This window comes from Staphylococcus sp. AC872, from assembly GCF_979255425.1.
On the sequence record NZ_CEEDKW010000001.1, the window covers coordinates 148,458 to 173,520 of the forward strand.

Annotated in this window: 26 protein-coding genes; 8 read left to right on the forward strand and 18 right to left on the reverse strand. The window is 31.8% G+C overall.

The window, feature by feature from the left end:
• Positions 1-191: 191 nt before the first annotated feature.
• Positions 192-1,424, reverse strand: a complete 1,233-nt coding sequence (locus ACZ267_RS00845; RefSeq protein ID WP_047210972.1) for an ABC transporter permease — start codon at positions 1,422-1,424, stop codon at positions 192-194.
• Entirely contained in the window at positions 1,417-2,316 is a 900-nt protein-coding gene (locus tag ACZ267_RS00850; RefSeq protein ID WP_015364756.1) for an ABC transporter ATP-binding protein, read from the reverse strand. Before ACZ267_RS00850 ends, ACZ267_RS00845 begins: the two co-directional genes overlap by 8 nt.
• Positions 2,317-2,516: 200 nt before the next feature.
• Between ACZ267_RS00850 and ACZ267_RS00855 the strand changes: the two genes are divergently transcribed.
• The gene (locus tag ACZ267_RS00855; protein ID WP_047210974.1) at positions 2,517-4,142 is read left to right on the forward strand and encodes a ribulokinase; all 1,626 of its coding nucleotides are present in this window, start codon (positions 2,517-2,519) and stop codon (positions 4,140-4,142) included.
• 69 nt (positions 4,143-4,211) lie between these two features.
• On the opposite strand, the gene ACZ267_RS00860 is transcribed toward ACZ267_RS00855, so the two are convergent.
• The 3 genes from ACZ267_RS00860 to ACZ267_RS00870 form a co-directional block, all read right to left on the reverse strand.
• Entirely contained in the window at positions 4,212-4,751 is a 540-nt protein-coding gene (locus ACZ267_RS00860; protein WP_227706005.1) for a hypothetical protein, read from the reverse strand.
• 203 nt (positions 4,752-4,954) lie between these two features.
• A complete protein-coding gene (locus ACZ267_RS00865) occupies positions 4,955-5,146 on the reverse strand; it encodes a helix-turn-helix transcriptional regulator (protein ID WP_037552506.1) in 192 nt (63 codons plus the stop codon).
• A 128-nt stretch (positions 5,147-5,274) separates the two neighbouring features.
• Positions 5,275-5,889, reverse strand: coding sequence for a DUF805 domain-containing protein (locus ACZ267_RS00870; protein WP_047210978.1), 615 nt, complete (start codon positions 5,887-5,889; stop codon positions 5,275-5,277).
• A 198-nt stretch (positions 5,890-6,087) separates the two neighbouring features.
• Here ACZ267_RS00870 and ACZ267_RS00875 point away from each other — a divergent pair, with 198 nt between their 5' ends.
• Complete coding sequence (locus ACZ267_RS00875) at positions 6,088-6,696, forward strand: DNA-3-methyladenine glycosylase (protein WP_047210980.1); 609 nt, start codon at positions 6,088-6,090, stop codon at positions 6,694-6,696.
• Positions 6,697-6,796: 100 nt separating this feature from the next.
• Here ACZ267_RS00875 and ACZ267_RS00880 read toward each other — a convergent pair whose 3' ends face one another.
• Genes ACZ267_RS00880 through ACZ267_RS00890 form a run of 3 tightly spaced genes read right to left on the reverse strand, consistent with a single transcriptional unit; the run spans position 6,797 to position 8,458 of the window.
• Complete coding sequence (locus ACZ267_RS00880) at positions 6,797-7,585, reverse strand: DUF4097 family beta strand repeat-containing protein (RefSeq protein WP_047210982.1); 789 nt, start codon at positions 7,583-7,585, stop codon at positions 6,797-6,799.
• A complete protein-coding gene (locus ACZ267_RS00885; protein WP_047210984.1) occupies positions 7,582-8,142 on the reverse strand; it encodes an HAAS signaling domain-containing protein in 561 nt (186 codons plus the stop codon). Before ACZ267_RS00885 ends, ACZ267_RS00880 begins: the two co-directional genes overlap by 4 nt.
• Entirely contained in the window at positions 8,135-8,458 is a 324-nt protein-coding gene (locus ACZ267_RS00890; protein ID WP_002466286.1) for a PadR family transcriptional regulator, read from the reverse strand. The genes ACZ267_RS00885 and ACZ267_RS00890 overlap by 8 nt, the downstream gene beginning before the upstream one ends.
• A gap of 334 nt (positions 8,459-8,792) precedes the next feature.
• On the opposite strand from ACZ267_RS00890, the gene gltS reads away from it, so the two are divergent.
• Positions 8,793-10,001, forward strand: a complete 1,209-nt coding sequence (gltS, locus tag ACZ267_RS00895) for a sodium/glutamate symporter (protein ID WP_002466302.1) — start codon at positions 8,793-8,795, stop codon at positions 9,999-10,001.
• Between the two features lie 62 nt (positions 10,002-10,063).
• Here the strand turns inward: gltS and fni are convergent, their stop codons facing one another.
• Positions 10,064-11,113 (reverse strand): type 2 isopentenyl-diphosphate Delta-isomerase, encoded by a 1,050-nt coding sequence (gene fni / locus ACZ267_RS00900; protein WP_047210985.1) that lies wholly within the window; start codon positions 11,111-11,113, stop codon positions 10,064-10,066.
• Positions 11,114-11,158: 45 nt separating this feature from the next.
• Complete coding sequence (gene corA / locus ACZ267_RS00905; protein ID WP_047210986.1) at positions 11,159-12,106, reverse strand: magnesium/cobalt transporter CorA; 948 nt, start codon at positions 12,104-12,106, stop codon at positions 11,159-11,161.
• A gap of 115 nt (positions 12,107-12,221) precedes the next feature.
• On the opposite strand from corA, the gene ACZ267_RS00910 reads away from it, so the two are divergent.
• Together ACZ267_RS00910 and ACZ267_RS00915 are read left to right on the forward strand one after the other, a co-directional pair.
• A complete protein-coding gene (locus ACZ267_RS00910; RefSeq protein ID WP_047210988.1) occupies positions 12,222-12,707 on the forward strand; it encodes a thioesterase family protein in 486 nt (161 codons plus the stop codon).
• Entirely contained in the window at positions 12,704-13,102 is a 399-nt protein-coding gene (locus ACZ267_RS00915; protein WP_047210989.1) for a hypothetical protein, read from the forward strand. The genes ACZ267_RS00910 and ACZ267_RS00915 overlap by 4 nt, the downstream gene beginning before the upstream one ends.
• Before the next feature lie 47 nt (positions 13,103-13,149).
• Here ACZ267_RS00915 and ACZ267_RS00920 read toward each other — a convergent pair whose 3' ends face one another.
• Entirely contained in the window at positions 13,150-14,052 is a 903-nt protein-coding gene (locus ACZ267_RS00920) for an alpha/beta hydrolase fold domain-containing protein (RefSeq protein WP_058710153.1), read from the reverse strand.
• 228 nt (positions 14,053-14,280) lie between these two features.
• Here ACZ267_RS00920 and ACZ267_RS00925 point away from each other — a divergent pair, with 228 nt between their 5' ends.
• Complete coding sequence (locus ACZ267_RS00925; protein WP_047210993.1) at positions 14,281-14,919, forward strand: hypothetical protein; 639 nt, start codon at positions 14,281-14,283, stop codon at positions 14,917-14,919.
• Between the two features lie 283 nt (positions 14,920-15,202).
• Here ACZ267_RS00925 and ACZ267_RS00930 read toward each other — a convergent pair whose 3' ends face one another.
• Positions 15,203-17,170 carry a DHA2 family efflux MFS transporter permease subunit gene (locus ACZ267_RS00930; protein WP_047210994.1) on the reverse strand — a complete coding sequence of 656 codons (1,968 nt, stop codon included), beginning with the start codon at positions 17,168-17,170 and terminating at the stop codon, positions 15,203-15,205.
• 12 nt (positions 17,171-17,182) lie between these two features.
• Positions 17,183-17,830 carry an HlyD family secretion protein gene (locus tag ACZ267_RS00935; protein WP_002466299.1) on the reverse strand — a complete coding sequence of 216 codons (648 nt, stop codon included), beginning with the start codon at positions 17,828-17,830 and terminating at the stop codon, positions 17,183-17,185.
• 117 nt (positions 17,831-17,947) lie between these two features.
• Here ACZ267_RS00935 and ACZ267_RS00940 point away from each other — a divergent pair, with 117 nt between their 5' ends.
• Entirely contained in the window at positions 17,948-18,499 is a 552-nt protein-coding gene (locus tag ACZ267_RS00940; RefSeq protein ID WP_049416493.1) for a TetR/AcrR family transcriptional regulator, read from the forward strand.
• Between the two features lie 73 nt (positions 18,500-18,572).
• On the opposite strand, the gene ACZ267_RS00945 is transcribed toward ACZ267_RS00940, so the two are convergent.
• The 3 genes from ACZ267_RS00945 to ACZ267_RS00955 form a co-directional block, all read right to left on the reverse strand.
• A complete protein-coding gene (locus ACZ267_RS00945; RefSeq protein ID WP_047210997.1) occupies positions 18,573-19,775 on the reverse strand; it encodes a multidrug effflux MFS transporter in 1,203 nt (400 codons plus the stop codon).
• Between the two features lie 171 nt (positions 19,776-19,946).
• Positions 19,947-21,362, reverse strand: a complete 1,416-nt coding sequence (locus ACZ267_RS00950; RefSeq protein ID WP_047210999.1) for a zinc ribbon domain-containing protein — start codon at positions 21,360-21,362, stop codon at positions 19,947-19,949.
• Between the two features lie 254 nt (positions 21,363-21,616).
• On the reverse strand, positions 21,617-22,075 hold the full coding sequence (locus tag ACZ267_RS00955; protein ID WP_047211000.1) for a MarR family winged helix-turn-helix transcriptional regulator: 459 nt from the start codon (positions 22,073-22,075) through the stop codon (positions 21,617-21,619).
• 179 nt (positions 22,076-22,254) lie between these two features.
• On the opposite strand from ACZ267_RS00955, the gene ACZ267_RS00960 reads away from it, so the two are divergent.
• Entirely contained in the window at positions 22,255-23,217 is a 963-nt protein-coding gene (locus ACZ267_RS00960; RefSeq protein WP_047211001.1) for a YdcF family protein, read from the forward strand.
• A gap of 58 nt (positions 23,218-23,275) precedes the next feature.
• Here the strand turns inward: ACZ267_RS00960 and ACZ267_RS00965 are convergent, their stop codons facing one another.
• Complete coding sequence (locus ACZ267_RS00965) at positions 23,276-23,953, reverse strand: ABC transporter ATP-binding protein (protein ID WP_047211002.1); 678 nt, start codon at positions 23,951-23,953, stop codon at positions 23,276-23,278.
• Complete coding sequence (locus ACZ267_RS00970) at positions 23,953-25,011, reverse strand: ABC transporter permease (RefSeq protein WP_047211003.1); 1,059 nt, start codon at positions 25,009-25,011, stop codon at positions 23,953-23,955. The genes ACZ267_RS00965 and ACZ267_RS00970 overlap by 1 nt, the downstream gene beginning before the upstream one ends.
• Between the last annotated feature and the right edge of the window lie 52 nt (positions 25,012-25,063).

Here is a 25,063-nt window from a genome sequence, read left to right on the forward strand (position 1 = left end):
GTCACTGAATAATAAAAAAATGTCGCTTGTGATGCCTATTTATCTTCTATTGTATTATATTAATTGGCTTGCTAATACATACATATTGTTACACTTTTTCTACTAATATGCCATAGTAAAATACAAATTAAAGAGGAAGAACGTTTTGTAAACTCTTACAAGTTTAATTTAACGCGCTTCCTCTTTTTTAATTATTTTTTCATTACCTTTTTAATGGTATTAAATAGTCCTTTTTCAAAAGTTAATACAGAATCTTTATATGTTTTAACGGCGATCCATAATAAAATAAACATCACTACAACTGATATTAATATACTAACGATGATTTCCCAAACTTGTAACTCAGTCGATTGGGCACGTACTAACAATTCAAAAGGTGCTAAAAAAGGTATAAAGCTAGTTATTTTTATTAATAAAATGTCAGGTTTAAACATACTGAATATCGCAATATAAAAAGCAATCATTGCAAATAAAGTTAATGGCATTAATGTTTGGTTAATATCTTCAATTCTTGTTGCTAAAGAACCTAATATTGCCGCTAGCAACACGTATGTTAATATTCCGATAATCATACATAACAATCCTACGATTAAAACTTGCCAAGTGATATGACTCATGGATACATGAAAGTCTTTTAACATTCGTTTTAAATCAAAGGCAAAGATACAAATGATAGCAACTACAACAATCATTACAATTTGTGTTAAAGCGACAGCGATAACCCCTGCAATCTTAGCCATAATATGAGTGATTGGAGATACACTCGTAATAATCATTTCAATGACTCTTGATGTTTTTTCTGTGGCAATTTCCATTGCAACTTGTGTTGCGTAATTGAAAACAATAAAGAACATCAACATTAGAATCGCATATACTAGAACTAAATTAAGTAGTTTTTGACCTTCATCCAGTTGCTGATCTTTCTTATCTGAGAGGACTTGACTGTCAACCTTACTTTGGGACTGTAATTTTTTCAAATCATTGTTACTTAAATGTAGTTGCGATGCGACTAGTTTAGATTGAATCGATGTCAGTACCCCATTTATTTTTTGCTCTTTTTCTTGTGAGACACTTTCTTTACTCAAGATCGTTGCTGATAACTGTTGTTTATCTTTCACCTTAATGATATAGGCTTCTTTTAACTTTTCATTTTTCACTTGTTTCTTCGCTTCTTGTTTACTTACCTTTTTAAATGAAGCATCTTCATCAATCACATTTCCTTGTTGTTTAATGGCTTTGTATATTGGCTCACTATTCGTTACGATACCGATTTGATCACCGTCACCTTTAAACATATCCATGATTTTGTCAGCATTGGATAATGCTATCATTAAAATAATGACAATCGCCATGAAGATGATAAAAGACTTAGATTTCACTTTACTTTTATACGTGAGTCCGAATGTAGCCCAAAATTTATTCATGTAAATCACCCACCTTATCAATAAAGATGTCTTTAAGGGAAGGTTCTAGTACTTGGAAGCGACGTACATAGCCATGCGAGATGACATGATGATATATTTTTTCTGCAACGGATTCATCTTGTATCGTCACTTTGATATGACGCTTATTTGTTTCAAAACCTATCACACCTTCAATATCTGCTATGTCAGGCATTGATTTATCAGTTTCAATGATAACTTGCTTATAACCATGTGAGGCTTTCACGTCATGTATGTCACCTGATACCACAAGTTCACCATGGTTCAAGATACATACATCGTCACATAACTCTTCAACATGTTCCATACGATGAGAACTATAAATAATTGTTGAACCTTGATCATTTAAATCTTTTACAGCTGATTTGAGTAATTCAACATTAACAGGGTCTAAACCACTAAAAGGTTCATCTAATATCAGTAATTCTGGTTGATGCAACATACTTGCTAATAATTGAATTTTTTGTTGATTACCTTTGGATAAGGCATCAATACGTTTATGACGATTTTCTGTTATAGCAAATCGTTTGAGCCAATAATCAATATTTTTCTTAATATCTGATTTAGACATCCCTTTAAGTGTTGCAAGATAAGTCAGTTCATCTTCCACAGTCATTTTAGGATGTAAACCACGTTCTTCTGGTAAGTAGCCAATTCGATTATACATTGACTGATCAATCGCATGACCATCATATGTAATGTGTCCTTCAGTAGGTTCGCTTAATCCTAATATCATCCTAAAGGTGGTTGTCTTACCTGCACCATTACGTCCTAAAAAGCCAAGCATTTTCCCTTTTTCAAGATGGATAGAAATATCATTGACTGCCGTAAATTGATTGAATTTCTTCGTCACATGATCAATATGTAATGACATGTTTACCTCCCCAAATAATATTTTTATTATTATTTAATATAACATTATTAGTTCTATTAATGAATTTAGATTTTGCAATATGTCAAACTTTACAATTATTTATGTAAGCACTATCATTAATTTTATCATAGAAGATTAAATTAAAGTTAACTTCTTAAAGATGATTAAACACGACATCAAATTTAAAGGGGATATATAGAATGAGTTATAGTATTGGTATCGATTACGGCACAGCATCAGGACGTGTCATTTTGGTAAATACATCTGATGGAAAAATTGTTTCAAGTTATGAAGAGACTTATCAACATGGTACCATCGCTGAAGAATTAGGAGGAGAAACTTTACCCCATAATTACTTCTTACAACATGCTGGTGATTATCATCACGTACTAGAAAATGGTGTTAAACACGTTTTAGAAGAAAGCCAAATTAATAAGGATGAGGTCGTAGGTATTGGTGTTGACTTTACTAGTTGTACAGTGGTCTTTTTAGATGAGAATTTCAGACCATTACATATGAATGAAGACCTATCTCATCATCCTCATGCCTATGTTAAATTATGGAAACATCATGGCGCTCAAGACGAAGCAACTCAAATGGTTGAAGCCAATGAGAAAGCTAATCAAAATTGGTTAGATTATTATGGCCATAGTGTAAACAGTGAGTGGATGATTCCTAAAATCCTCGAAGTAAAACATAAAGCACCCGAATTATTAGAACGCGCCCATTATATAATGGAAGCTGGAGATTATATGACAAGCTTACTCGTCAATCAAAATATCCGCTCTAACTGTGGTATAGGATTCAAAGGATTCTATGATGAAGTAAATGGCTTTAATTATGATTTCTTTGAAACCGTAGATCCAGAATTACCACAAATCGTCAAAGATAAATGCGAAGCACCTGTCATTCAAATTGGTGATAGCGCCGGTTCATTATCAGAATACTATCAAAACTTATGGGGACTATCTTCCAATGTACAGATCTCTCCTTACATGATTGATGCCCACTCTGGCGTTTTAGGTGCAGGTGCAATTGAAAAAGGTGAATTCACACCGGTTATAGGAACAAGCACATGCCACTTAATGTTAGACCCGAAACAAGAACCTATCCCTTCTATTACAGGTTCAGTTAAAGACGCTATTATTCCAGGGTTATATGCTTACGAAGCGGGTCAAGCAGCTGTAGGTGATTTATTTAGTTACTCTGAACGAATGGCTCCACAACATATCGTTGAAGAAGCAGCCAAACAAAATAAGAGCGTCTTAGAATATTTAGAAACACTTGCATCACAAATTCCTGTTGAAGACCAACACGTAGTTGTCTTAGACTGGCACAATGGTAATAGAAGTATTTTAAGTGATAGCCATTTAACAGGTAGTGTCTTTGGCTTAACATTGCAAACACCTTTTGAAATGGTTCATCGTGCTTACTTAGAATCTACTGCTTTCGGTACTAAAATGATTATGAAACAATTCGAAGATAATGATATTCCAGTTCATACTGTTTATGCTTCTGGCGGTATTCCTAAGAAAAGTCAATTACTCGTCGACATCTATGCTAACGTATTAAATAAAAAAGTTGTCGTCTTAGAATCTTCAAACGCAACAGCATTAGGCGCTGCTATGTTGGGCGCAAATGTGGGTGGTGCATATGATACATTAAGAGAAACCGTGCAACACATGAAACAGCCTGTTTATTATGAAAAACAACCAGATCCAGAAAAAGTAAAACATTATGAAAAATTATTTGATAAATATCAAAAACTACATGATTTATTAGGTCGTGAACATCCAGAATTATCATATATCCACGAAACAGAATAATTGTTATTAAATATAAATAGCTATACTTGTCGTTGATCATATTGATTCAACGCAAGTATAGCTATTCTTTTATGATTTAAGTTTTTTTATTTGATAAGTGATACATAGTGCTGCAATGACAACTACTGCGATTGCCATATAACTCGAAATAGGCACATTCCCCATGATATGTTCAACAACGATATCAATGACACTTACAAACAATAACGCGATTAATTGCCATATTGCGTTACTTGAATATGCCTTAATTATTCGAGTTCTTTCATATTCATCACTGAAATTATAATTTGGAATCATATTAAGCATACGATCTTGTGTATTAATCTTCTCCATTGCTGGAACAGTGGGTGTGTCAGATATTTTGATACGTTTATCGTTCATGAACATCATAACTATAATTGGAATGATAAAAAACCAACCAACAGTCAAATCATTAAATTTTTCATTATTGGTAATTAACGGTACCACTATATTATTAACACATGTTAGATATAGCATAATTAAAATTAAAAAAAGGATATGTTTCATTCTTGTTCTACGATTTAAAAATCGTTTTTCTTTCTCATCATTAACATAAATCATCGGTGTACCTACAAACTCTTCATACATGACTAATCTACAAAAGGTCACTATTAGGATCAGTAACCCACCTATTAAAAACGGCGATAGATAACTTCGATTGATATCAAAAACCATTTCAAAATACCATATTAAAAATATCACTATACATATAATCACACTTACTTTTGCTAAATAAGCACTTATAAACTCATTTTTCAATTCATCTTTAAATGCCAATTTGTTAAAAATAATTAATCACCTTCCCAAAATAAATCATTAAGTGTAACGGATAATACTTTAGCTATGTTTATACATAGTTTAAGCGATGGATTATATTTATCATTTTCTATCATATTGATTGTCTGTCTTGATACACCAATGCGCCTAGCTAGCTCCTGTTGAGACATCTTTTGATGCGCTCGATATTGCTTCACTCTATTCAACGCAATCAATCACTTCTTTCAGTTAATATTACTTTAATTATAGACAGTCATTTTCACGAGTGTCAAATATATATGACACTTACTTTAAAATAAAAGCTAGCGTCATTATCGACACTAGCCTTTGAAGTTTAAATTTCATTTGTTGTATTGCGATATAACTTCGCTTTGTCAACTGGATTGTAATTCGGTTCGTTAACCGGTTCATTCACTTCATATTTAGGACTTGGCCCATATTGGTTGCCTTCATTTTTACTATCTAAGCAACTTACCACAATATTATAAACACCTAATACTAGACAGATTAAAGCGATAATATAATATGTGATTAATACGCCTACATTATCTATTAGACCACTAGCGTTAATAACAATATTAAATACATTCAATAATACCCCAATGACAAACGCAATGATTGGAATCAACATTGAACGAGAAGTATCATGGAATCGACGTGCTAAAATGACCAAATTAGGTATTATAGTAGCCAACGAATAAATAAGGATATAAATAGTCCCTATAAATATACAAATAATCCCAATACCTAATGCGCCACTACTTTCATTAAATGCACCTAAGAATAAACTTGGGTAACCAATAATCATAAGTATAATGGCAGGGCACATAAAGATTAAATGCCATAATTGCATAAACCAATACTCGCTACGTCTAGATCTCCCTTTAAAATTAAAATAATTTGACCAAAATAATTTAAATGATGCTTTAAAACCAACTTTTTCTCTCATATTAGTGGCTCCCTTCAGATCATCAATTCAATTTATTTTATTACTCTTAATAACTCTGATACATTAATTAAGTAATAATATTGTTTCTATTGTCATTGTATCAAACAACAAGACTTTTAAAAATATAAATCAAAAAATATTTTAAGAAATTTTAGAATAAATTCTTATAACAAATATTTTTATAGAGGTGCCAAATTTATGGATTTTAAACAACGTAGCACAACGGACACAGCTAAAGCATTACTCGGCGTTCGCGTTATTTATCAAGATGAACACCAAACATATAGTGGCTATATTGTGGAAACAGAAGCTTACCTAGGTATTAAAGATCGTGCTGCTCACGGATATGGTGGAAAGCGCACGCCTAAAGTAACTTCTTTATATCAAACTGGTGGTACGATTTATGCACACGTCATGCATACGCATCTATTAATTAACTTTGTTACAAGAGATGTTGGCGTTCCTGAAGGTGTGCTTATACGCGCAATCGAACCTGAAGATGGTATTGAAGCTATGAAAATCAATCGTGGCAAAAGTGGCTTTGAAGTGACTAATGGCCCTGGAAAATGGACAAAAGCCTTTAATATTCCACGTTCAATTGATGGTGCTACTTTAAATCAATGCCGACTTTCCATCGATATTAAACATCGTAAATACCCTAAATCAATTATTGAAAGTGGACGTATAGGCATACCGAATAAAGGAGAATGGACTAACAAACCACTTCGTTACACAGTTAAAGGTAACCCTTATGTCTCTCGTATGAAGAAATCAGATTTTCAAAATCCTGACGATACTTGGAAATAAAACGATAGAGAGGTTGAGACAAAAAGTTTTGTGCTCTTGGAAACCGATTAACGGCGTCCCAAAATGAGCTTTTTGTCTTGACCTCTCTTAAAATATGTCTTTATTGAACGTTGATATCCCCAGAGTCATTAAACAACTCGACGTTATTGTCCCCTTTTCCAATTCGATGACGCTTAAATTCTTTGTTATCTATGTTAGAATCTCCAGAATCATTATGTGCAATAAATGTTGTGTTTTTAGGATGATGTTGATAATTCAAAGTAATATCTCCACTATCATTTGATACATATAAGGGTTGATCTGGAACACACTTACTCAATTCTATATCGCCTGAATCATTTTCTATTTTGCCGTTGGTGAATTCGATATGACTTGTTGATATATCTCCAGAATCATTGTTTACTTTTAGTTTTCCTAGTTTACTATCTTTTAAGAAAATATCTGATGAATCTACCGTAACATCTGATTTCTTACTTATTATATTATCGATAGTGACATCACCAGAGTCACTTTTTACAGTTAATTGATCAATCGCTTTTGGAACTGTGATTACTAATTTGTGCTTTGTCATGTAACCAATTCTAAAATTAATATTTGATTGATGGTCTTGATCACTAATATGCCATTCACCATTTTTTACATCACTATTTATTTTCTTATCTGAGTTGCCTTTTTCTTTAATTGAGAACGTACTACCACGTTTAATTTCAACATCACTGTTATCAACATCTAGATCTATACTATTAATTTGTGCTTTATAAACTTTATTTAACTTAGTGCCATTGTCTTGCTTTGAAGCTAATGTTTTCCATTCTGAAAAAACGCCAATACCAAAACCAATACTTAAAATTAGTCCAAATATAAATAACGTTAAGACTAGCTTTTTCATGAATGAACACTTCCTTTCACAATTGAGATATTCCATTTTAAATACATAATCGTTAATTTAAGAATCCAATGACATAAGAAAATGCTAATAGCTAACAGCATTAAACCAACACCAAACATGAGACCACTCATATAAACATCATATAAAATAATAGAATTTACACCTTCGGTAATATATTTAATAATTAAAAATACTGGTGCACTTAAGAGTGTGATTGTAAATACAACTAAAGTAAGCAAAAACATAAATATAAAGAATGCCGGTACTAATACAATAAAGAAATTAAGTAATCCTAAACCCATGACCGCTAAAATAGCTCTCAAAATATTTTTTGCATTCTTTTTCTCATCAACTTTATCAATAGCCAATGAAGCATTTAATTCTTTAGCAATCATCTTTGGGTTTCCTAAATGTTTGGAAATCTCTTCTTCTGATTTACCTTCATTTTTACCACTTATAAAATGTGTTTCGTATTCATTATAGATATCCTTTTCCTCATCTTTATCCATATGTCTTAAATGACTTATGAGTTGTTTTAGATAAGTTTCTTTATTCATTGCGTTCACTCTCCTCTACAAAGGTATTAACTGCATTTGAAAACATTTGCCATTCTTCTTTCAATAATGCTAATCTTTCTTGCCCTTGATCAGTAAGCCGATAATATTTTCTCGCTGGTCCTTCGGTTGATGGTTGATAATACGTCGATAGTTCTCCGTTCTTTACCAATCTTCGTAACAAAGGATAGACAGTACCTTCTGCAATCGTCATATAGCGAGAAATATTTTGTACTAAAGAATAACCGTACTGATCTTCTCGTTTGATAATAAGTAAGACTATCAGTTCTAATGCACCCTTTTTAAACTGTGTGTTCATAGCTAGACCTCCAAAGTGTAATGATCAGTACTGAACATTACACAGTAGTAATTATCTATAATATAGCACTTACTACTGTACATTGCAAGGTACTAAATAATAGATAGTTTCAAATCATTATATTCTCTTCTTTCACATTTTTAAATTAATATAGATAAAAACTATTTTAGATTAATGATTAATAGGTATAAATATAATTGATATTAATTTCAAAACTAGATTTATTGTACATACATATGTATAATGGATATTGTGGCTTTTTATAACGCTTACATATTTTAATTGAATAGCACATAAACATAGGTTTTGGGATAACTTCTAAGGGGGAGTTAAAATGATTGAATTAGATGCTATTACCACACTGTGTTTAGCATGTATTTTATATCTTATTGGTCAAACGATCATTAATCATGTCTCGATTTTAAGAAGAATTTGTATTCCAGCACCAGTAATTGGTGGTTTAATTTTTGCTATTTTAGTAGCTGTCTTAGATTCATTTAATATTGTGAAAATTAAATTAGATGCCTCATTTATACAAGATTTCTTTATGTTGGCATTCTTCACAACGATCGGACTCGGTGCATCTCTTAAACTATTTAAAGTTGGCGGAAAGGTCATGCTATTGTACTTTATGTTCTGTGGCATTATGGCATTCTGTCAAAATGTGATTGGTATTTCATTAGCGAAGTTATTAAATATTAAACCTTTACTAGGTTTAACTGCAGGGTCAATGTCAATGGAAGGTGGTCATGGTAATGCTGCCGCTTATGGTAAAACCATTCAAGATATGGGGATTGATTCCGCTGTCACAGCCGCCCTTGCAGCTGCAACATTAGGCTTAGTATTTGGTGGTTTAATTGGTGGACCAGTCGTTAAGTTCTTAATTAAACGTTATAACCTAAAACCTGAACATAGTGACGATTCATTTAAAAATTATGGTGAAGTTGAATATAATCAATCACTTCATGAAAAATATAAACCTACTCAAATTTTCTTTATACAGTTCACAATCTTAGTTTTCTGTATGGCACTCGGTACATATATTGGTAATACATTTACTAATTTAACAAACGTGAATATTCCGATGTATGTTGGTTCAATGTTCGTCGCAGTATTCGTTCGTAATATTTCTGAAGCTGCTGGTTTCAACATTGTGGATCTAAAAATTAACGAACAAATCGGAGATATTTCGTTAGGTATCTTCCTATCATTAGCTTTAATGAGTATTCAGCTAACTGAAATTTACTCATTAGCTTTACCATTAATCATTATCGTTCTTGTACAAGTTGTATTTATGATCTTGTTCTCTATTTTCGTTCTATTTAGAGGTTTAGGAAAAGATTATGATGCGGCAGTAATGGTTGGTGGATTTATAGGTCATGGTTTAGGTGCTACACCTAATGCGATGGCGAATTTAGATGTTATTACTAAAAAATATGGCAATTCGCCAAAAGCCTATTTAGTTGTCCCTATTGTCGGTGCTTTCTTAATCGACTTAATAGGTGTCATCATTGTTATGGGCTTCATACAATTTTTCCAATAATAAAATACCCGTACGTAATACATGCTCATGTCTTACGTACGGGCTTATTTAATTTGATTCAGTTAACCTCTTTGGATATCTAAACCACGTTGCTCAATCCAAGATAACAAGTCAGTATTAAATATCATATCTTTATGGGTTAATTCATTGATATCTTTAGCATCTAGCATTGTCATTATTTTCTTCATATGATCTAAAAATGATTCAACGTATTCAATCGTTTGTGTTATACCGGCCTGCTCAACTTGATTTAAGAACGGACGCGACATACCTACTGCTTTCGCACCTAGTGCTAAACATTTCACAGCATCTAATGGGGTACGTAAACCTCCACTTGCAAAGACATTTAGTTTATCTTGAAAATCAGAACTTTCTAATAGTGATTCAACCGTTGATTGTCCCCAATTAGATAAATAGTCCATATCTTTATTTGAACGTCTCTCATTTTCAATATCTACGAAATTCGTACCACCACGTCCGCTGACATCGACATAAGTAACGCCTACATTAAGTAGTGATTTAAATGTCTCTTTACTCATACCAAATCCTACTTCTTTCACAATCACAGGTACATCTACTGCATTAACAATTGCTTCGATATTTTCCATCCAATTAGCAAACTCTCGATTACCTTCAGGCATAACTAATTCTTGAGGTGAATTAACATGAATCTGTAGTGCCTGTGCATCTAATAGTTCAACAGCTTTAACTGCTTTATCTACGGGTACGTCAGCACCTACATTACTAAAGATAACACCGTCTGGATTCGTTTCTCGAACAATTGTAAATGATTCTGCCATTTTAGGGTTTCGTAATGCAGCATGTGTGGAACCCACAGCCATTGCAAGACCCGTTTCACGTGCAACAATCGCTAATTTTTCATTAATTTGTTTTGTCCATTCACTACCACCAGTCATGGCATTGATATAAACTGGGTATTTCAAATTAAAATCGGATGTCTTTGTCGTTAAATCTACATCATCCACATCAATATTTGGAATCGAATGATGAACAAACCTCACTTTATCAAAATCAGATAATGTAGCATCATGTTGCGCCATCGCTATTTCAACATGTTCATTTTTTCTTTGCTCTCTCTGAAAGTCACTCATTACTATACCGCCTTTTCCAAATGATTCATTTTATAATTACAAGGTTTAAAACCATTTTTTTCTTTTGAAGAAGATAATTAAAATAATTGAGATGATTAGCATGACAAATAGGCAAATAAAGTAGCCATAATGCCAATTTAATTCTGGCATATACGCAAAGTTCATGCCGTAGATACCTGCAATAAAAGTTAATGGTGAAAATATTACAGATACTAATGTTAAAATTTGCATAATATTATTCATTCTAAATGAAGTATAGGATTCGTAATTTTCACGTATTTCATTTGTCATTTCTTGGGATGTACGAATCACATTACGTTGTTTAATTAAATGGTCATCAATATGTTGTATGTACATAGAATGCTTTGTATCGATAATTAACTTACCTTCACTTTTAATGGTATCAACCAATTCTTGCATTGGAAATAATACTCGCTTTATCTTAATTAGATCAGAACGTAGTTGGAATACATTATCCATCACGCTTTTACTATAGCGATCATCTACATGTCTGTCCTCAAATGTATATACCTTATCTTCAATGTCATAAACAAAATTAAAATATTTATCTACCATGCTGTCTAATATATGTATCACTATATCCGCACAGTCCAAATCGGAAACATGATGTTTTTGATTATCTTGAACTACTTTTTTAAGTGATTCAAAACGTTTATGATGATATGTTACCAATGTATTACCTTGCAAGAATACATTTAACGCAATAGCTGCATAATCATGTGTCAATATACTGTGAAACACAATATATTGATAGTCATCATAAGCTTTATATTTCGCTCGAGGAATGCCATTAATCGCATCATCGATTTCTAAATAGTTAAAGTCAAAATGATTTCTTAAAAATTCATTTTCTTTCTCTGTTGCATCTTCAAAGTCATACCAAACAATGGTCGCTTCACTCGGAACGTCTTCTATGCGACTCACCTCTGTTAATGGTTGGGAAGTGGTTTGGTATCGAATGGTCATCGTCATCTCTTTACCCCCTGATAAGCAATTCTTTTTTATTTTATCATGAATTGAATTACGTGTATGTCTTAATTTAATTTAGTAAAATAAGTATTAAGCAAACTATAAAGGAGTAATAGTCATGTCTCAAACATTTACTGTAAGTAAAACAGTGACAGAAGATTTTATCGATCAGAATAATCATATGCATGATGCATATTATAATATCATTTTTAGTGATGTCATTGATGATTTTAATTATAGTCACGGTCTTTCTTTAGATGAACGTGCACAATATGAATACACAACATTCACAATTGAAGAACATACAAGTTTTTTATCAGAACTAACATTAAATGAACAATATCATGTTGAGTTATATGTTTATGATTACGATTATAAACGCGTTCATTTCTTTTTAAGAATGGTTCGTCAAGATGGTGAAATTGCTGCAACCAATGAAGTCATGATGATGGGAATCGACCAAAATAAACGTCGCTCTGCTGCATTTCCTGAAGATTATTATCAACAAATCGAGCGCTATGCTCAACAAGAACAACAAACAATCGAATGGCCTAAGCAATTAGGACATCGTATTGGTATTCCTCATAAGGAGGATCAATTATGAGTGAATCTATCCGCTATACCATTCAAAACGAATTACTAGATTTATATGATGATGTCAAAGTAGGATTAAGTGATTTAAATGAACAAAAAGCGCTAACTATCAATGGTCCTGCTTCTAAGTTATTCAAACGTGCGACACGCATGAGTTATATACAAGGACAAAAGCAAGCCATAGATGAAATGAATCAACTACTTGAAACATATGATGTTGATGAACAATTCCTTGAACACTATAATCAATTAGCTAGTCGTATAAGAAATGACAATATTGAAAAAGTCTTTTCATTTAGTAATTTGACTGATATTCCGAGTCACTTTGAAGAAACTATAGCTGATCTTTACTTTTCAAAAGGACAAAATTTCATTATTAAACATATCAATTCTATTATGGAATAAACAAAAACGATGAACAACGCCATTTGTTGCTCATCGTTTTTGTCATTTTAATTATTTTTAAGTGCTTTGGTAATTTGTTTAATCACTTTATGTGATTCTCGTATTGGATACAGTGGAAAATCATGAACCATTCTTGGATATTCATAGAACGTAATTTCTTGTCCCATCATTTCTAATTTTTCTTTAAATAAATGCATATCTGGATTGATAATTTCTCTTCCTCCACCGATCATATAAACTGGTGGTAAGCCTTCTATAGGACCATATATTGGAGACACACGTTTATCGGTGAGTGTTACATTGTCTGCCCAACGTTTCATAATCTCATTGACCCCGAAACGACTAATTAGGATATCTTTCCCTAAGAGTTCATCTGTGATGTCTTTATTAGATAATGTAGCATCTAATAATGGCGAGATTAAATATAATTGGCGTGGTACTTGTTCATTATTTTCAATGAGCGATTGAACTAAATTCAATGCCAATGCACCACCAGATCCATCACCCATCACAATTATATGTTCAGCTCCTACTTCATCCACAAGTTGATGATATACATCTCTTACTGCTTTTTCCGTATCTTCAATATGATAATCTGGCGCTTTAGGATAAATAGGTAATACAACTTCATGTATTGTTGAAAGTGTTAATTTATCAATAAATCTCCAATGAAATGGTGAGGGTTGTAATGTATTATAGCCACCATGTAAATACAATATTTTTCTTTTTGACTCATGTCTAAAGTTAAATCTAAATACTTGCATGTCCCCTAACATAAGTTTATCTAAATTCGCTTTAACATTTAATGTAGAGGGTTGCTTATGTTTTTTCTCATTTTCAACTTGTCTTTTTTCAAAAAACTTATCCACTGCTTCATCATTGTCGAAAAATATTGAACGATTGTGTAGAATATACTTGTTTACCACTCGGTTCATAAATCGATTCTTCATAAATAACTAAACCTACCTCTTTGCAATTTTTAAAATTAAAAAACAATTTGATTAAAAACCTACATTCGTAACTTAAAAAGGGATATAATTTAAAGTATATTTTAATTTAGTCATGAATTTCATTTTATAAATTGTCTAATTTTTATTGTCTTTGATTATTCATTATTATAACAAAATAAGACTGGAAATGATAAATAAAGATATGACTATTTTCAAGGAGGCAACGTTATGACTAATCAACAAAGAAGATTAGAAAACTTTGATGATGCATTTCAAAATGAACAAATGCATCGTGGTAAGCAATATGGCAAGAAAAAACGTTCTTGGGTTAGTATGATCATTCAAATCATCGTACTAGTTTTAACTGCAATTACAGGTTATAGCATGTACAATCAACCTATCTTTAATATTGTATTTGCTAAACAAACTATCGATTTCCACCAACTTAAAAATTTCCAAGATACTGTAACACAAGTTGGTAATATTAATATCAATCTAGGTAATATAGATCAACTACAACAATCAATTGATCGCTTATTACTAGTGTTTTATGCCTTTTTCGCTTTATGTATCATTAGCATGATTATATCTATATTAACGATTATCTTTAATCGAAGTGCTTTAAAAGTTATTAACATGTTATTCTTGGCTATTATGTTAGTCATTACAATGTATTTTAGTTATATTATTCATACTTTAGCTGAAAAAATAGCGGATTCATTCAAACAATACTATTTATCTGTATCACCGGATCAAGTTGTGACTGAAGCTGATGCCATTCATAATGCATTAATTTTATTAGCTTGTAGTATTGGTTTATTAATCATTAGTCTATTCTTTAGAAACCGAAGAATTCGTATTAAATAATTAAAAAGAGCCAATGGAGTCATCTATAATAGGATGACCTCATTGGCCCTTTTTTAGGTTGTTTGAAAATTTACTATAACAAACTTCGTTTCCCTTTTCGGTTCGCCTTAGTTTTCCTAAGGCATAAGTGGCCCTAACAAACTTCGTTTGTAAGGGCCACTAAAAAATGGGATCGATATCGAAGTCGATACCGATCCCATAAAAATCATGCCCCCACAACACAATTTTTATCATCTTCTATTTATTACTTTTATTCATTAAGTCATGTCTCATTCAATTTGTCTTAGTCTTCTGCTCTTGATTTTGCTGCTGATACATCTGCTTTTTTCTTACTTTGTAAGAAGAAACTTAAAATAAGCGCTACTAAACTTATAATAGTTGCAATGATAAATGCATCGTTAATGCCTTCTACAGAAGCTAATTTGTTTACATATTGTAATAACACTTTCATGGCACCTTGTTCGCCACCAAATTGTTGTGCTAATTCACGCATATGGTCTTGAACCATTGGATTTGTTTTATCCAACTCTTCGCCAAATGCTGCAACATGATTTGTTGTTTGTGTAGTCATTACAGTAACAAGAATGGCAGTACCAATTGAACCTGCTAATTGTCTCATCGTATTCACAAATGCGTTACCATGAGAAATTAAACGCGCTGGTAATGCGTTCATACCTGCAGTCATGATAGGCATCATGATAAATGCCATACCAAATGAACGTAAGACATAAATACCCATGATTGATAAGTATGGTGTATCCATATTTAGCTTAGTTAATTCCCAAGTTGCATATGTCATGACACCAATACCAAATATAGCTAATGGTTTAATACCTATTGTATCAAGTAATTTACCTGCAATAGGACCTAAGGCACCCATTACTAATGCACCCGGAAGCATTAATAGACCTGAATCCAACGCTGAGAAACCACGTAGATTTTGTAAATAGATTGGTAAAAGAATCATACCACCATATAAACTCATCATAACAATCATGTTAATCACTGTTGTTAGTGTATATGTTGGGTATTTTAAAACTTCTAAATTTAACATTGGTGCTTTCATTCTTAATTCTCTAATAACGAATAAGGCAATGAAAATAATACCAATGATAAACATTGAAACAATTTCAGTTGAACCCCAACCTTTATTACCGGCTTCAGAGAAACCATATAATAATGCGCCGAACCCAATTGTACTGTAAATAATACCAGGTACATCGGCTTTAGGATTCGTTGTTCTTTGATAAAGTCTAAACCAGAAGAAACCAACTGCAATTGCAACAAGTCCGATAAAGAACATACCATAGAACATTAAATTCCAGTCATAATTTTGAACGATATAACCAGATAATGTTGGTCCGATTGCTGGTGCTAAAATCATAGCAATACCCATTGTTCCCATTGCTACACCACGTTTTTCTGGAGGGAAAATCGTAACAATAACATTAGAACCTAATGGCATTAAGATACCAGCACCGATAGCTTGTAAAATACGTCCAGACATCATCACTGGGAAGTTCATTGAAATCGCACAGATTAATGAACCGATTGTAAAGAGTACTAAACCTATTATAAATAACTTTCTATAAGAATATTTATTAAATAGGAAGGCACTTATTGGTATTAAAATACCGTTAACTAACATAAATCCTGTCATTAACCACTGACCAGTTGATGCAGAAATATTAAATTCAGTATTAATTTTAGGTAAGGCAACATTTAATAACGTTTGGTTTAAAATAGCGATAAACATACCAAATAACATTGCCGCTAAAATCTTACCTCTTGTGATACCTTTACCGAAGATAAAATCAGATTGTTGATTTTTAATCTTCTCATTAACTCTAGCCTCTTCTGAGTTAGGGTTGATTGGTTTATGAACTTCGTCAACTCCGCTATCCTCATCTGATTTATGAGAAGTGTCTTCAGAACGACGTAACGTCCCATGTTCATTCTTTGTTGAATCATCCGATTCATTCATAGATTCGAAATGATGTTTTCTTTTATCATCTTCAATGTGATTAGAAGTAGAACTAAAATCGTTTGGAGATGATGTTTGTGACTCAGATTTTTCTAAATCACTTGCTTTAAATTTAGATTGATATGATTGACTCTCAGAACCTTTTGTTGAGCGTTGTTCCACTTTTTGGTTTTTCGATTTTTTCTTACCTTTAGAAACGAAGAAATTAATCAAACCAAGAAGTATGAGCGCGATTAAAATATAAACAATAATGAAGGTCGTTGTCATTTAATGACCCCCTTAATTTTTATGAATTTTGACTTCAGCGTTCATACCTGGAACAACATTTTTAGATGGTTCAGAATCTAGAGAAATTCTAACTGGTACAACTTGTGATACTTTAGTGTAGTTACCATCACTATTAGATGAAGGCATTAATGAGAAGCTAGCTGCTGTAGCATCACCGATTTGATCGACTTTACCACTTACAGTTGCTTTTTGTCCGTCGATATCAACGTCAACGTCATTACCTTTTTCAATATCAGCAACGTCTTTTTCATCAACGTTAGCAGTAATATATAAATCATCTAAATTGTACGCATAAGCGATTGGGTTCCCAGCTTGAGCCATTGAACCTTCCATACCATCTGTTTTAACGATTGTGCCGTCTTTAGGCATTTTGATGCTCATCTCTTTAGATTGACCACCTTCGCCTTGAGCTGCTACTTCAGCTACTTTATCGCCTTTTTTAAGTTTCTCACCTTGCTTAACGTCAAGTGATTTAATTTCACCTGAAGCTGGACTTGCTATTTTCATTTGATCGCCATCTACTTTGGCATTATCAGTACTAACATAGCTCGTTGCATTGTTCCAGAAGTAGAATCCTACTACCCCGATAACAATTAACACAATGATAGTAATGATATTAATTAATACCATTTTCTTCATGAATATATCCTCCTATTTGCTTTTAAAATTCACTTTATCTATTATAGATACATGTAGATAAAAAAAACACCGACACTTTAAAAAAATGTGTCGGATTGATGACTAAGGTGACTGCTTATGAAACGAAGAGCTAAATTTAAAATTATTCAAAGTATGATAAATTTATTAGATGAATATCCATTCGATGAAATTACGATTAAAATGATTTGTGCTTATAGTGGCGTTAACCGCTCTACTTTTTATGATAATTATAAAGATAAATATGATTTATTGGAACAAATTCAAAATTATCATCTATCTAAATATTTAAAGTTACTCAAAACTTTATATAATAATTTTGAAAGTGTACGCGTCGATAAAACTAAGTTATATAAATTCTTTTTAATTGTTACAAAGTATATAAAGCGCAAAGAATCATTCTATCGAGCTATATTTATTACATATCCTAATAAAGGATTAGCAATGGAATATTTTAATGCTACAAAGGTTGCTTATGAAAATGTGATTGAAGATTATCCAAATTCAATTCAAAATAAATCATTGTTCATCACCTATTCAATTGGTGGACAGGTTGGTGTCATATTTTATTGGTTACGCAATGGTTGCAAAGAGTCTCCAGAAGTAATCGCTGAAAACTTATTAGCAAATACAATTAAATTACAAAGATAATTAAATTAAGCCAGAAAATGAGCATAAGCAACTCATTTTCTGGCTATTTTTATCTTATAAATCAAACCCATTCTTAAGATCGACGTTGTAGTCTCGTATAAATGGTTTGTAAAATAATCATAATCACTGCTGTCATACTAATAATCACCACATAAGGTATCACATTATGTTCACCCATCACATTAACTAATGATGACATAAGTCCTCCTAATAGAAATTGTACCAATCCTAATAAACTAGAAGCACTACCTCTCCCTCTTGTACTTTCATCCATAGCAATTGAAAAACCTAAACTTGCAACGGCTGTAACCGGTGCAACTAAAATAATAAAACCAATGACTAATATCCAAAAACTCAAATGATTTAGTAGTGTAATAGCAACTATCACAACGCCAAGCACTTGAATATATGTCACAATTTTCAACAGTTGTCGTCTCTCTATTCGATCGACAAGCACACCTACTAATTGGCTTGAAATAATTAATGTAATACCAATTGCTGCAAACATAATACTAAATTGTAGAGCTGACATACCATATATTTTTTGAATAATGAATGGTGATGCTGAGATATAAGTAAATAACATAATAAAAGAAAAGCCTTGGATTAACATAGGCAACACAAACTTAGGTGTCTCTAATAAATGTTTAAAGTTTTTAAACATTTCTTTAATACCATCACTATCTTTTTCATCGTCCTGTAAAGACTCAGGCACTTTGGTTAGAGAACCAATAACCATGAGTATGCCAAAGACAGTTAGTATAATAAATACCATTCTCCATACGGCTAAGCTTAAGATAACACCACCGATAGCCGGAGCGATAACAGGTGCAACACCATTTACTAACATGAGCAATGATAAAAATTTAGTTAACTCTTTGCCTTTATACATATCACTGGTAATAGCTCTTGAAATGACGGAAGCCGCCCCACCTGTTACACCTTGAATAAAGCGTAATGCAATCATTATTTCGATATTCGTGACAAAAACAATACCTAAACTTGCTAACGTATAAATGAACATTGATATCCATAACGGTTTCTTTCTGCCGGTAGCATCTGATATCGGACCTGCAAATAAGTTTCCTAACGCTAACCCAATCATAAATAACGATAATGTGAGTTGTGCATTAGACGTTGTGGTATGAAAGTCATTTTTGATTTCTGGTAATCCCGGTAAAAACATATCTATCGATAATGCACCAATAGCTGTTAGTGCACCTAAGATGATTACAAATATAGGGGATTGTTTTTTCGATTGTACTTTTTGATTCATTTTTGAAACCACCTTAATATTTTTTTGCAAATGGCTTTATTTTTACATATATCAATATATTACGCTATACATTCTATTTTATGCAATTGGATTTTTATCCCTATAAAAAACAGACGCAGAACAGTGCCCGCTTCTATAATAAGATCACTTGTCCTACGTCCATCATTACTATTATTCATTTGATGCTTTAATTAAATTAAAATCATTACCTTTAGATGTTTCTTCTAATTCGTAGTCTTTATTAATCAATTGCCCATTTTCATTTATTTGTTGGATTGTCGCTTTAACTTTATCTCCACTTTGACTTGCACTTACGACTTGAGATGTTTGAAATGATACTAATTGATTATTCTCTAATTGATGTTTCATCGTGTCATATAATGATGAATTTTTCTTAAAGTAACTTGATATTAAATCAAAGTTATTTTCATTCATTGCTGAATTTAATGCTAATGAGTATCCGCTAAAAAATTGAGTGAGTTTATTTTTCAAACTATTTTCTTCTTTTTCTTTTTTAGCCACATATTTATCAATTTCATCACTATCGAAGTCTAAGGTGATTGTTGTATTATCCTTGAGGTTTGAAGCTTTGATCGTCTTAGTTTCTGATTCAAAAGTTTTATCTTTAGCTGAACCTTCAGCGGAGACAGTAATATCTTTATTCTTAGGATATGGACCATATTCTTTAGAATTTGAATATGATAACGTACGATCATTAATGATTACTTTTTTCGATTTATCTGTAAGTTTAGAAGCACCTTTTAATTTAATATTGAGATGTGCTTCATCAAAATCTTCTGTCACATTGACAGTCTCACTATTGGTTGCTTTAAAATCAAAGTCAAGTTTCCCACTAAACACACCATTTTTAGTTTCTTTAGTAGCATCAATACTATAATCACCAGGAATAAAATGACCTAATGGCGTTGTTTTATCCGCTTCTGCAATTACTTTTTTACGTTTACCACCGGATTTAAATTCATATTTTGTATCTACTTTTGGTTTGACAACCGGTTGTTTCGTCGGTGCATTAAAACTCATATTATCAAATATAAGATATCGTGTACCATTTTTACTTACGCGTAACACATCTTGGCCATCTCTTGTTTGAATATAAGATGCCACGCTAGAATGACTCTTATTTAATTTATCAACTGTATTTCTGACATCTCTAATAAAGTTTTTAATTCCTACTTCTTTTTTAATATATTTAATATATGCAGAAGCTTCATCAGGATCTACCTTATTATCTTTAGTACTGAGTAATGTAGCCACTTTTTGATTATCGTCATTGTCTATCGCATTGACTAATATTTTTGTTTGAGCATTAGGTGAATTAAAATTTCTTAAAAGGAAGAATAAAATGACCAATAAGATGATAATAAAAAATATAATGGCAACTGGTACAATCTTTCTAATCTTTATATTTGTTGTTTTATCTGAAGATTGATTTGTGTTGCTTTGATGCTGTTCACTATTATTTTGCTTACTTTTATGCTTTGTTTCTGTTTTTATTGACTGGCCACAATTTTGACAAGTGTGTGCATCCTTCTCCACAGAAGCACCACACTGAGGGCACTGTTTCATCTTATCACCTCTACTCAATTTCCAAACACTCGTCAGTTTAAAATAATTTCCATCTACGATTTATATCTATTGTTAAAAACGATTAATTTATTATTAATTTCAATAATTCAATCAATATACATTCTATTATTACAGATAATTTCATTATATAACTAAATGATTTCCAAAAACATACATATTTAGTCTTATGACTAATCTACTATCAAATTATATTCCTAAAACTTCTATTATGTATAGTGTAGATTTAATGATATTTAAGATAATTTAGAACTGTAATTTGTCATTCTATAATTAATAACTTCTAAGACATGTCTAACTTGATCCAAATCTTCAGAAGAAAAATCTTTTGTAAAATCCATTGCGATATCATTAATCAATGTTTTACGCTTCTCCATGTATGACTTTCCTTTTTTAGATAAAGTTATACACTTAAGCCTTTGATCGATATTAGCATTAGGCTTTTCTAGAACAACTAATCCAGCATCTAATAACTTACTAATTCTTCTACTCACCGCCGCTTTATTAACACCTTGCTTTTCTGTAATTTGACTTATTGTCATGGATTCATTATTAAGCATAGCTAGTACATTGGATTGTTCGACAGAAATGCCATATTCATTTTGTAAATCTTTCAACAATTTAGCCGTTAAAGTATTTACATTATTAATAAACATTTCTAAAAATGCGATATGATCTTCTAATTGTCTAGTCATATATATCTCCTCAAGACTGTGTTGATTTATATAAATTATTTATTTTTCATCCTATAAATGATATCAAGAAAAATTATAAAATGAAACCTTTAAAACAGTTTTATCACAATATCTTTTGAGTTGCTTATTTATTTACTATCAACTACATTTATATGTACATACAATATAGAGGTGTGCGCATGATTCCATTGATTTTAACGTTATTAATCATCTTGATAATCTTGTCATTATTAATCAACCAATACATCACATTAAGCGTGACTGGATTTATTTCTACTATTATATTAGGTTTCTTTAATTTAATATTTCATCTCATTACGTATAGCATTCCATATGAATTAATTATCCTTATGCTCATTTTAATAGCATTTTGTTTATTAAAACATCATGCTATTCTGTTTAATCAGCGTGGTCGTCATTTTATTAAGCAAATGTGTTTAAGCATCATGCGTTTAATATTATTTATGAGTGCTTGCTTCTATATTAGCCTGTCACCTTTAGTTATTATTAATGGCATTGCATTATGGCTAAGTTTGATCGGTTTTACAACATTATTTGCATTTCTTTGTTATCTCACGTGGTCATCCACATTTGGTTCACGTCATTTCAATCAATCAGTGGATTTAATTATTGTATTAGGAGCAGGTATATTTACTGAAGAAGTGACACCAATGTTAAAAGAACGATTGGACCGTGCACTTGAAATTTATCATCATTCTGAAAATATACCTAAACTACTAGTATCAGGTGGACAAGGACCAGACGAACCTATACCAGAGTCAATCGCAATGCAACGATATTTGATTAAACAGGGTGTACCCAATGACAATATTTTATTAGAACAACAATCTACCAATACACACACAAACTTTGTATATTCTAAAGACATTATTCATGACTATTTCGTTAATATGCCAAAGATAGTATGTGTAACAAGTCAATTTCATATATTGCGGGCACTCAAATTAGCAAAAAATTTAGATATTCCAACTTATGGTGTTGGAAGTCATACGCCCTATCATTTCTTCCATATTGCTTTAATTAGAGACTTTTTAGGTGTGATGTATCAATATCGATTACTTTTAACAATATATTTTGCACTCACATTTTGGATAAGTATCATCATTTTATGGATTAAATAAAAAGTGTCTTATATACGTTACTTTTATGACGTACATAAGACACTTTTTTATAAATATCCTATAATGTTATATGTTTTACAATCTTACCATCATCAAGATAAATCATTTTATCAGCATATTCAAATAATCGTTGGTCATGTGTGACCATAATCCCACACATATCATTATTTATAATTTCCTTTTTAATCATTTTTACAACAGATATTGCTCGTTTAGCATCTAAACTAGCTGTTGGTTCATCTGCTAGTAACAGTTTAGGATTATTCATCAATGCTCGCATAATTGCAACTCTTTGTTTTTGTCCACCCGATAACATATGAGGAAAGGCATTTAATTTGTCTGATAATCCAATGTCACTCAATAACTTCGATGCACGTTGATTTGCTTCCTTTTTTGACATTCCTGCTTCTCGTCCTACAATTGTTAGTTGGTCCAACACTGATAAATAAGGGACTAAATGTGATGATTGGAATATAAATCCAATATCCGTTAAACGGCGTTCAGTATTACGTTGAGTATTTGAAAATAATGGCTTTCCTTGGTAATTAATCTCTCCTTTTGTTTGAGAAAGTAAACCACCTAGAATGGATAAAAGCGTAGATTTTCCTGAACCTGAGGCACCTGAAAGTATAATAAACTCTCCTGGTTCCACCGTGATATCAATATCTTTCAATACCTTTGTTTCAGTCTCTCCCTTACCAAATGTTTTCACAATATGGTTAACTTGTAATGACATTATTCTCCACCTCCAATTGCTTCTATAGGATCAACTTTAATAACTTTAATGAATGATAATACCGCACCGATAATAGCGACGATGATAAAAATACTAATTACTAAAAGATAGTTAATAGTAGTTAAGTGAAACGGCATTGTCACAGGTAAAATCATAGCAATACCAGCAATTATACCGACTGAAATGACTACGGATAATAATGTCACGATTAAAATTTGAAGTAATAAAGACGTCAGTAAATGTCTAGTTTTGATTCCAATTGCTTTTAAAATGCCAATTTCTGATATTTTTTGAATGGTCATGACATAGAAGAAAGCACTCAGAACGATTGCTGTAATAACGAAAAGGCTAATCACCATCATATTTAACGGTGCTTGTTCGGCTTGATAACTTGCAATGTTTGTTTTCAATTCGTCGGTATTCGTCACTTTGATGCCTGGAATATCGTTTAATTGTTTTTCTTTCTGTTGAGATAAAGTTTTAATTGGATAAAATGATGCATATTGTTTATTAATATCCTGGAATCCCTTTTGATCCATCAATACGATAGAGCTATGTGCATACATTGCATCATCAAGAATACCTGTGACTTTATATGTTTGTTGATGGTGCTTGAACTGAATAACATCCCCTATTTTAATACCTTCACCTGTCAGTTTTTGATTCACTGCAATTTGATTGTGCTTTGTAGGTAGTTGCCCTTCTTTCAAATCAAATTGTTGTTCTTGTGGAGAATACATTGTGAGTACATCTTCATCATTATTACCCGCCACTTCTAAACTTTGTAAATTCATTTGAGTAGGCTTTATGTTAGTCTCCTTATTAATTTTCATTTGCTGTTTTGGAGATAGTTGAGATTTTTCAATCTGAGGTTCTTTCATATCTTGAGTAATATAATGTGTTGATTTAAATTGATCGAACATAGAAACATTTTCTCTAGCTAGTCCTTGTGCTAAACCACTAATAAATAGCACCATTAAGCTTAATAAGATTATGATTAACATGATTAATACATATCTAAACTTATAAAATTTAATTTCATTCCATGCTAATTTCATTCATACTCGCTCCTATACTGTGTTTGTTGATAGTTGTATCATAAGGAACATT

Coding starts and splice junctions, on each gene's coding strand:
- ACZ267_RS00850 (WP_015364756.1), bottom strand. CDS start 2,316: ATGTCATTACATATTGATCATGTGACGAAGAAATTCAATCAATTTACG.
- ACZ267_RS00930 (WP_047210994.1), bottom strand. CDS start 17,170: ATGACAACGACCTTCATTATTGTTTATATTTTAATCGCGCTCATACTT.
- ACZ267_RS00920 (WP_058710153.1), bottom strand. CDS start 14,052: ATGAAGAATCGATTTATGAACCGAGTGGTAAACAAGTATATTCTACAC.
- ACZ267_RS00910 (WP_047210988.1), top strand. CDS start 12,222: ATGTCTCAAACATTTACTGTAAGTAAAACAGTGACAGAAGATTTTATC.
- ACZ267_RS00875 (WP_047210980.1), top strand. CDS start 6,088: ATGGATTTTAAACAACGTAGCACAACGGACACAGCTAAAGCATTACTC.
- ACZ267_RS00965 (WP_047211002.1), bottom strand. CDS start 23,953: ATGTCATTACAAGTTAACCATATTGTGAAAACATTTGGTAAGGGAGAG.
- ACZ267_RS00855 (WP_047210974.1), top strand. CDS start 2,517: ATGAGTTATAGTATTGGTATCGATTACGGCACAGCATCAGGACGTGTC.
- ACZ267_RS00885 (WP_047210984.1), bottom strand. CDS start 8,142: ATGAATAAAGAAACTTATCTAAAACAACTCATAAGTCATTTAAGACAT.
- ACZ267_RS00925 (WP_047210993.1), top strand. CDS start 14,281: ATGACTAATCAACAAAGAAGATTAGAAAACTTTGATGATGCATTTCAA.
- ACZ267_RS00870 (WP_047210978.1), bottom strand. CDS start 5,889: ATGAGAGAAAAAGTTGGTTTTAAAGCATCATTTAAATTATTTTGGTCA.
- gltS (WP_002466302.1), top strand. CDS start 8,793: ATGATTGAATTAGATGCTATTACCACACTGTGTTTAGCATGTATTTTA.
- ACZ267_RS00915 (WP_047210989.1), top strand. CDS start 12,704: ATGAGTGAATCTATCCGCTATACCATTCAAAACGAATTACTAGATTTA.
- ACZ267_RS00960 (WP_047211001.1), top strand. CDS start 22,255: ATGATTCCATTGATTTTAACGTTATTAATCATCTTGATAATCTTGTCA.
- ACZ267_RS00880 (WP_047210982.1), bottom strand. CDS start 7,585: ATGAAAAAGCTAGTCTTAACGTTATTTATATTTGGACTAATTTTAAGT.
- ACZ267_RS00950 (WP_047210999.1), bottom strand. CDS start 21,362: ATGAAACAGTGCCCTCAGTGTGGTGCTTCTGTGGAGAAGGATGCACAC.
- ACZ267_RS00845 (WP_047210972.1), bottom strand. CDS start 1,424: ATGAATAAATTTTGGGCTACATTCGGACTCACGTATAAAAGTAAAGTG.
- ACZ267_RS00955 (WP_047211000.1), bottom strand. CDS start 22,075: ATGACTAGACAATTAGAAGATCATATCGCATTTTTAGAAATGTTTATT.
- ACZ267_RS00935 (WP_002466299.1), bottom strand. CDS start 17,830: ATGAAGAAAATGGTATTAATTAATATCATTACTATCATTGTGTTAATT.
- ACZ267_RS00940 (WP_049416493.1), top strand. CDS start 17,948: ATGAAACGAAGAGCTAAATTTAAAATTATTCAAAGTATGATAAATTTA.
- corA (WP_047210986.1), bottom strand. CDS start 12,106: ATGACGATGACCATTCGATACCAAACCACTTCCCAACCATTAACAGAG.
- ACZ267_RS00945 (WP_047210997.1), bottom strand. CDS start 19,775: ATGAATCAAAAAGTACAATCGAAAAAACAATCCCCTATATTTGTAATC.
- ACZ267_RS00890 (WP_002466286.1), bottom strand. CDS start 8,458: ATGAACACACAGTTTAAAAAGGGTGCATTAGAACTGATAGTCTTACTT.
- fni (WP_047210985.1), bottom strand. CDS start 11,113: ATGAGTGACTTTCAGAGAGAGCAAAGAAAAAATGAACATGTTGAAATA.
- ACZ267_RS00970 (WP_047211003.1), bottom strand. CDS start 25,011: ATGAAATTAGCATGGAATGAAATTAAATTTTATAAGTTTAGATATGTA.
- ACZ267_RS00860 (WP_227706005.1), bottom strand. CDS start 4,751: ATGTATGAAGAGTTTGTAGGTACACCGATGATTTATGTTAATGATGAG.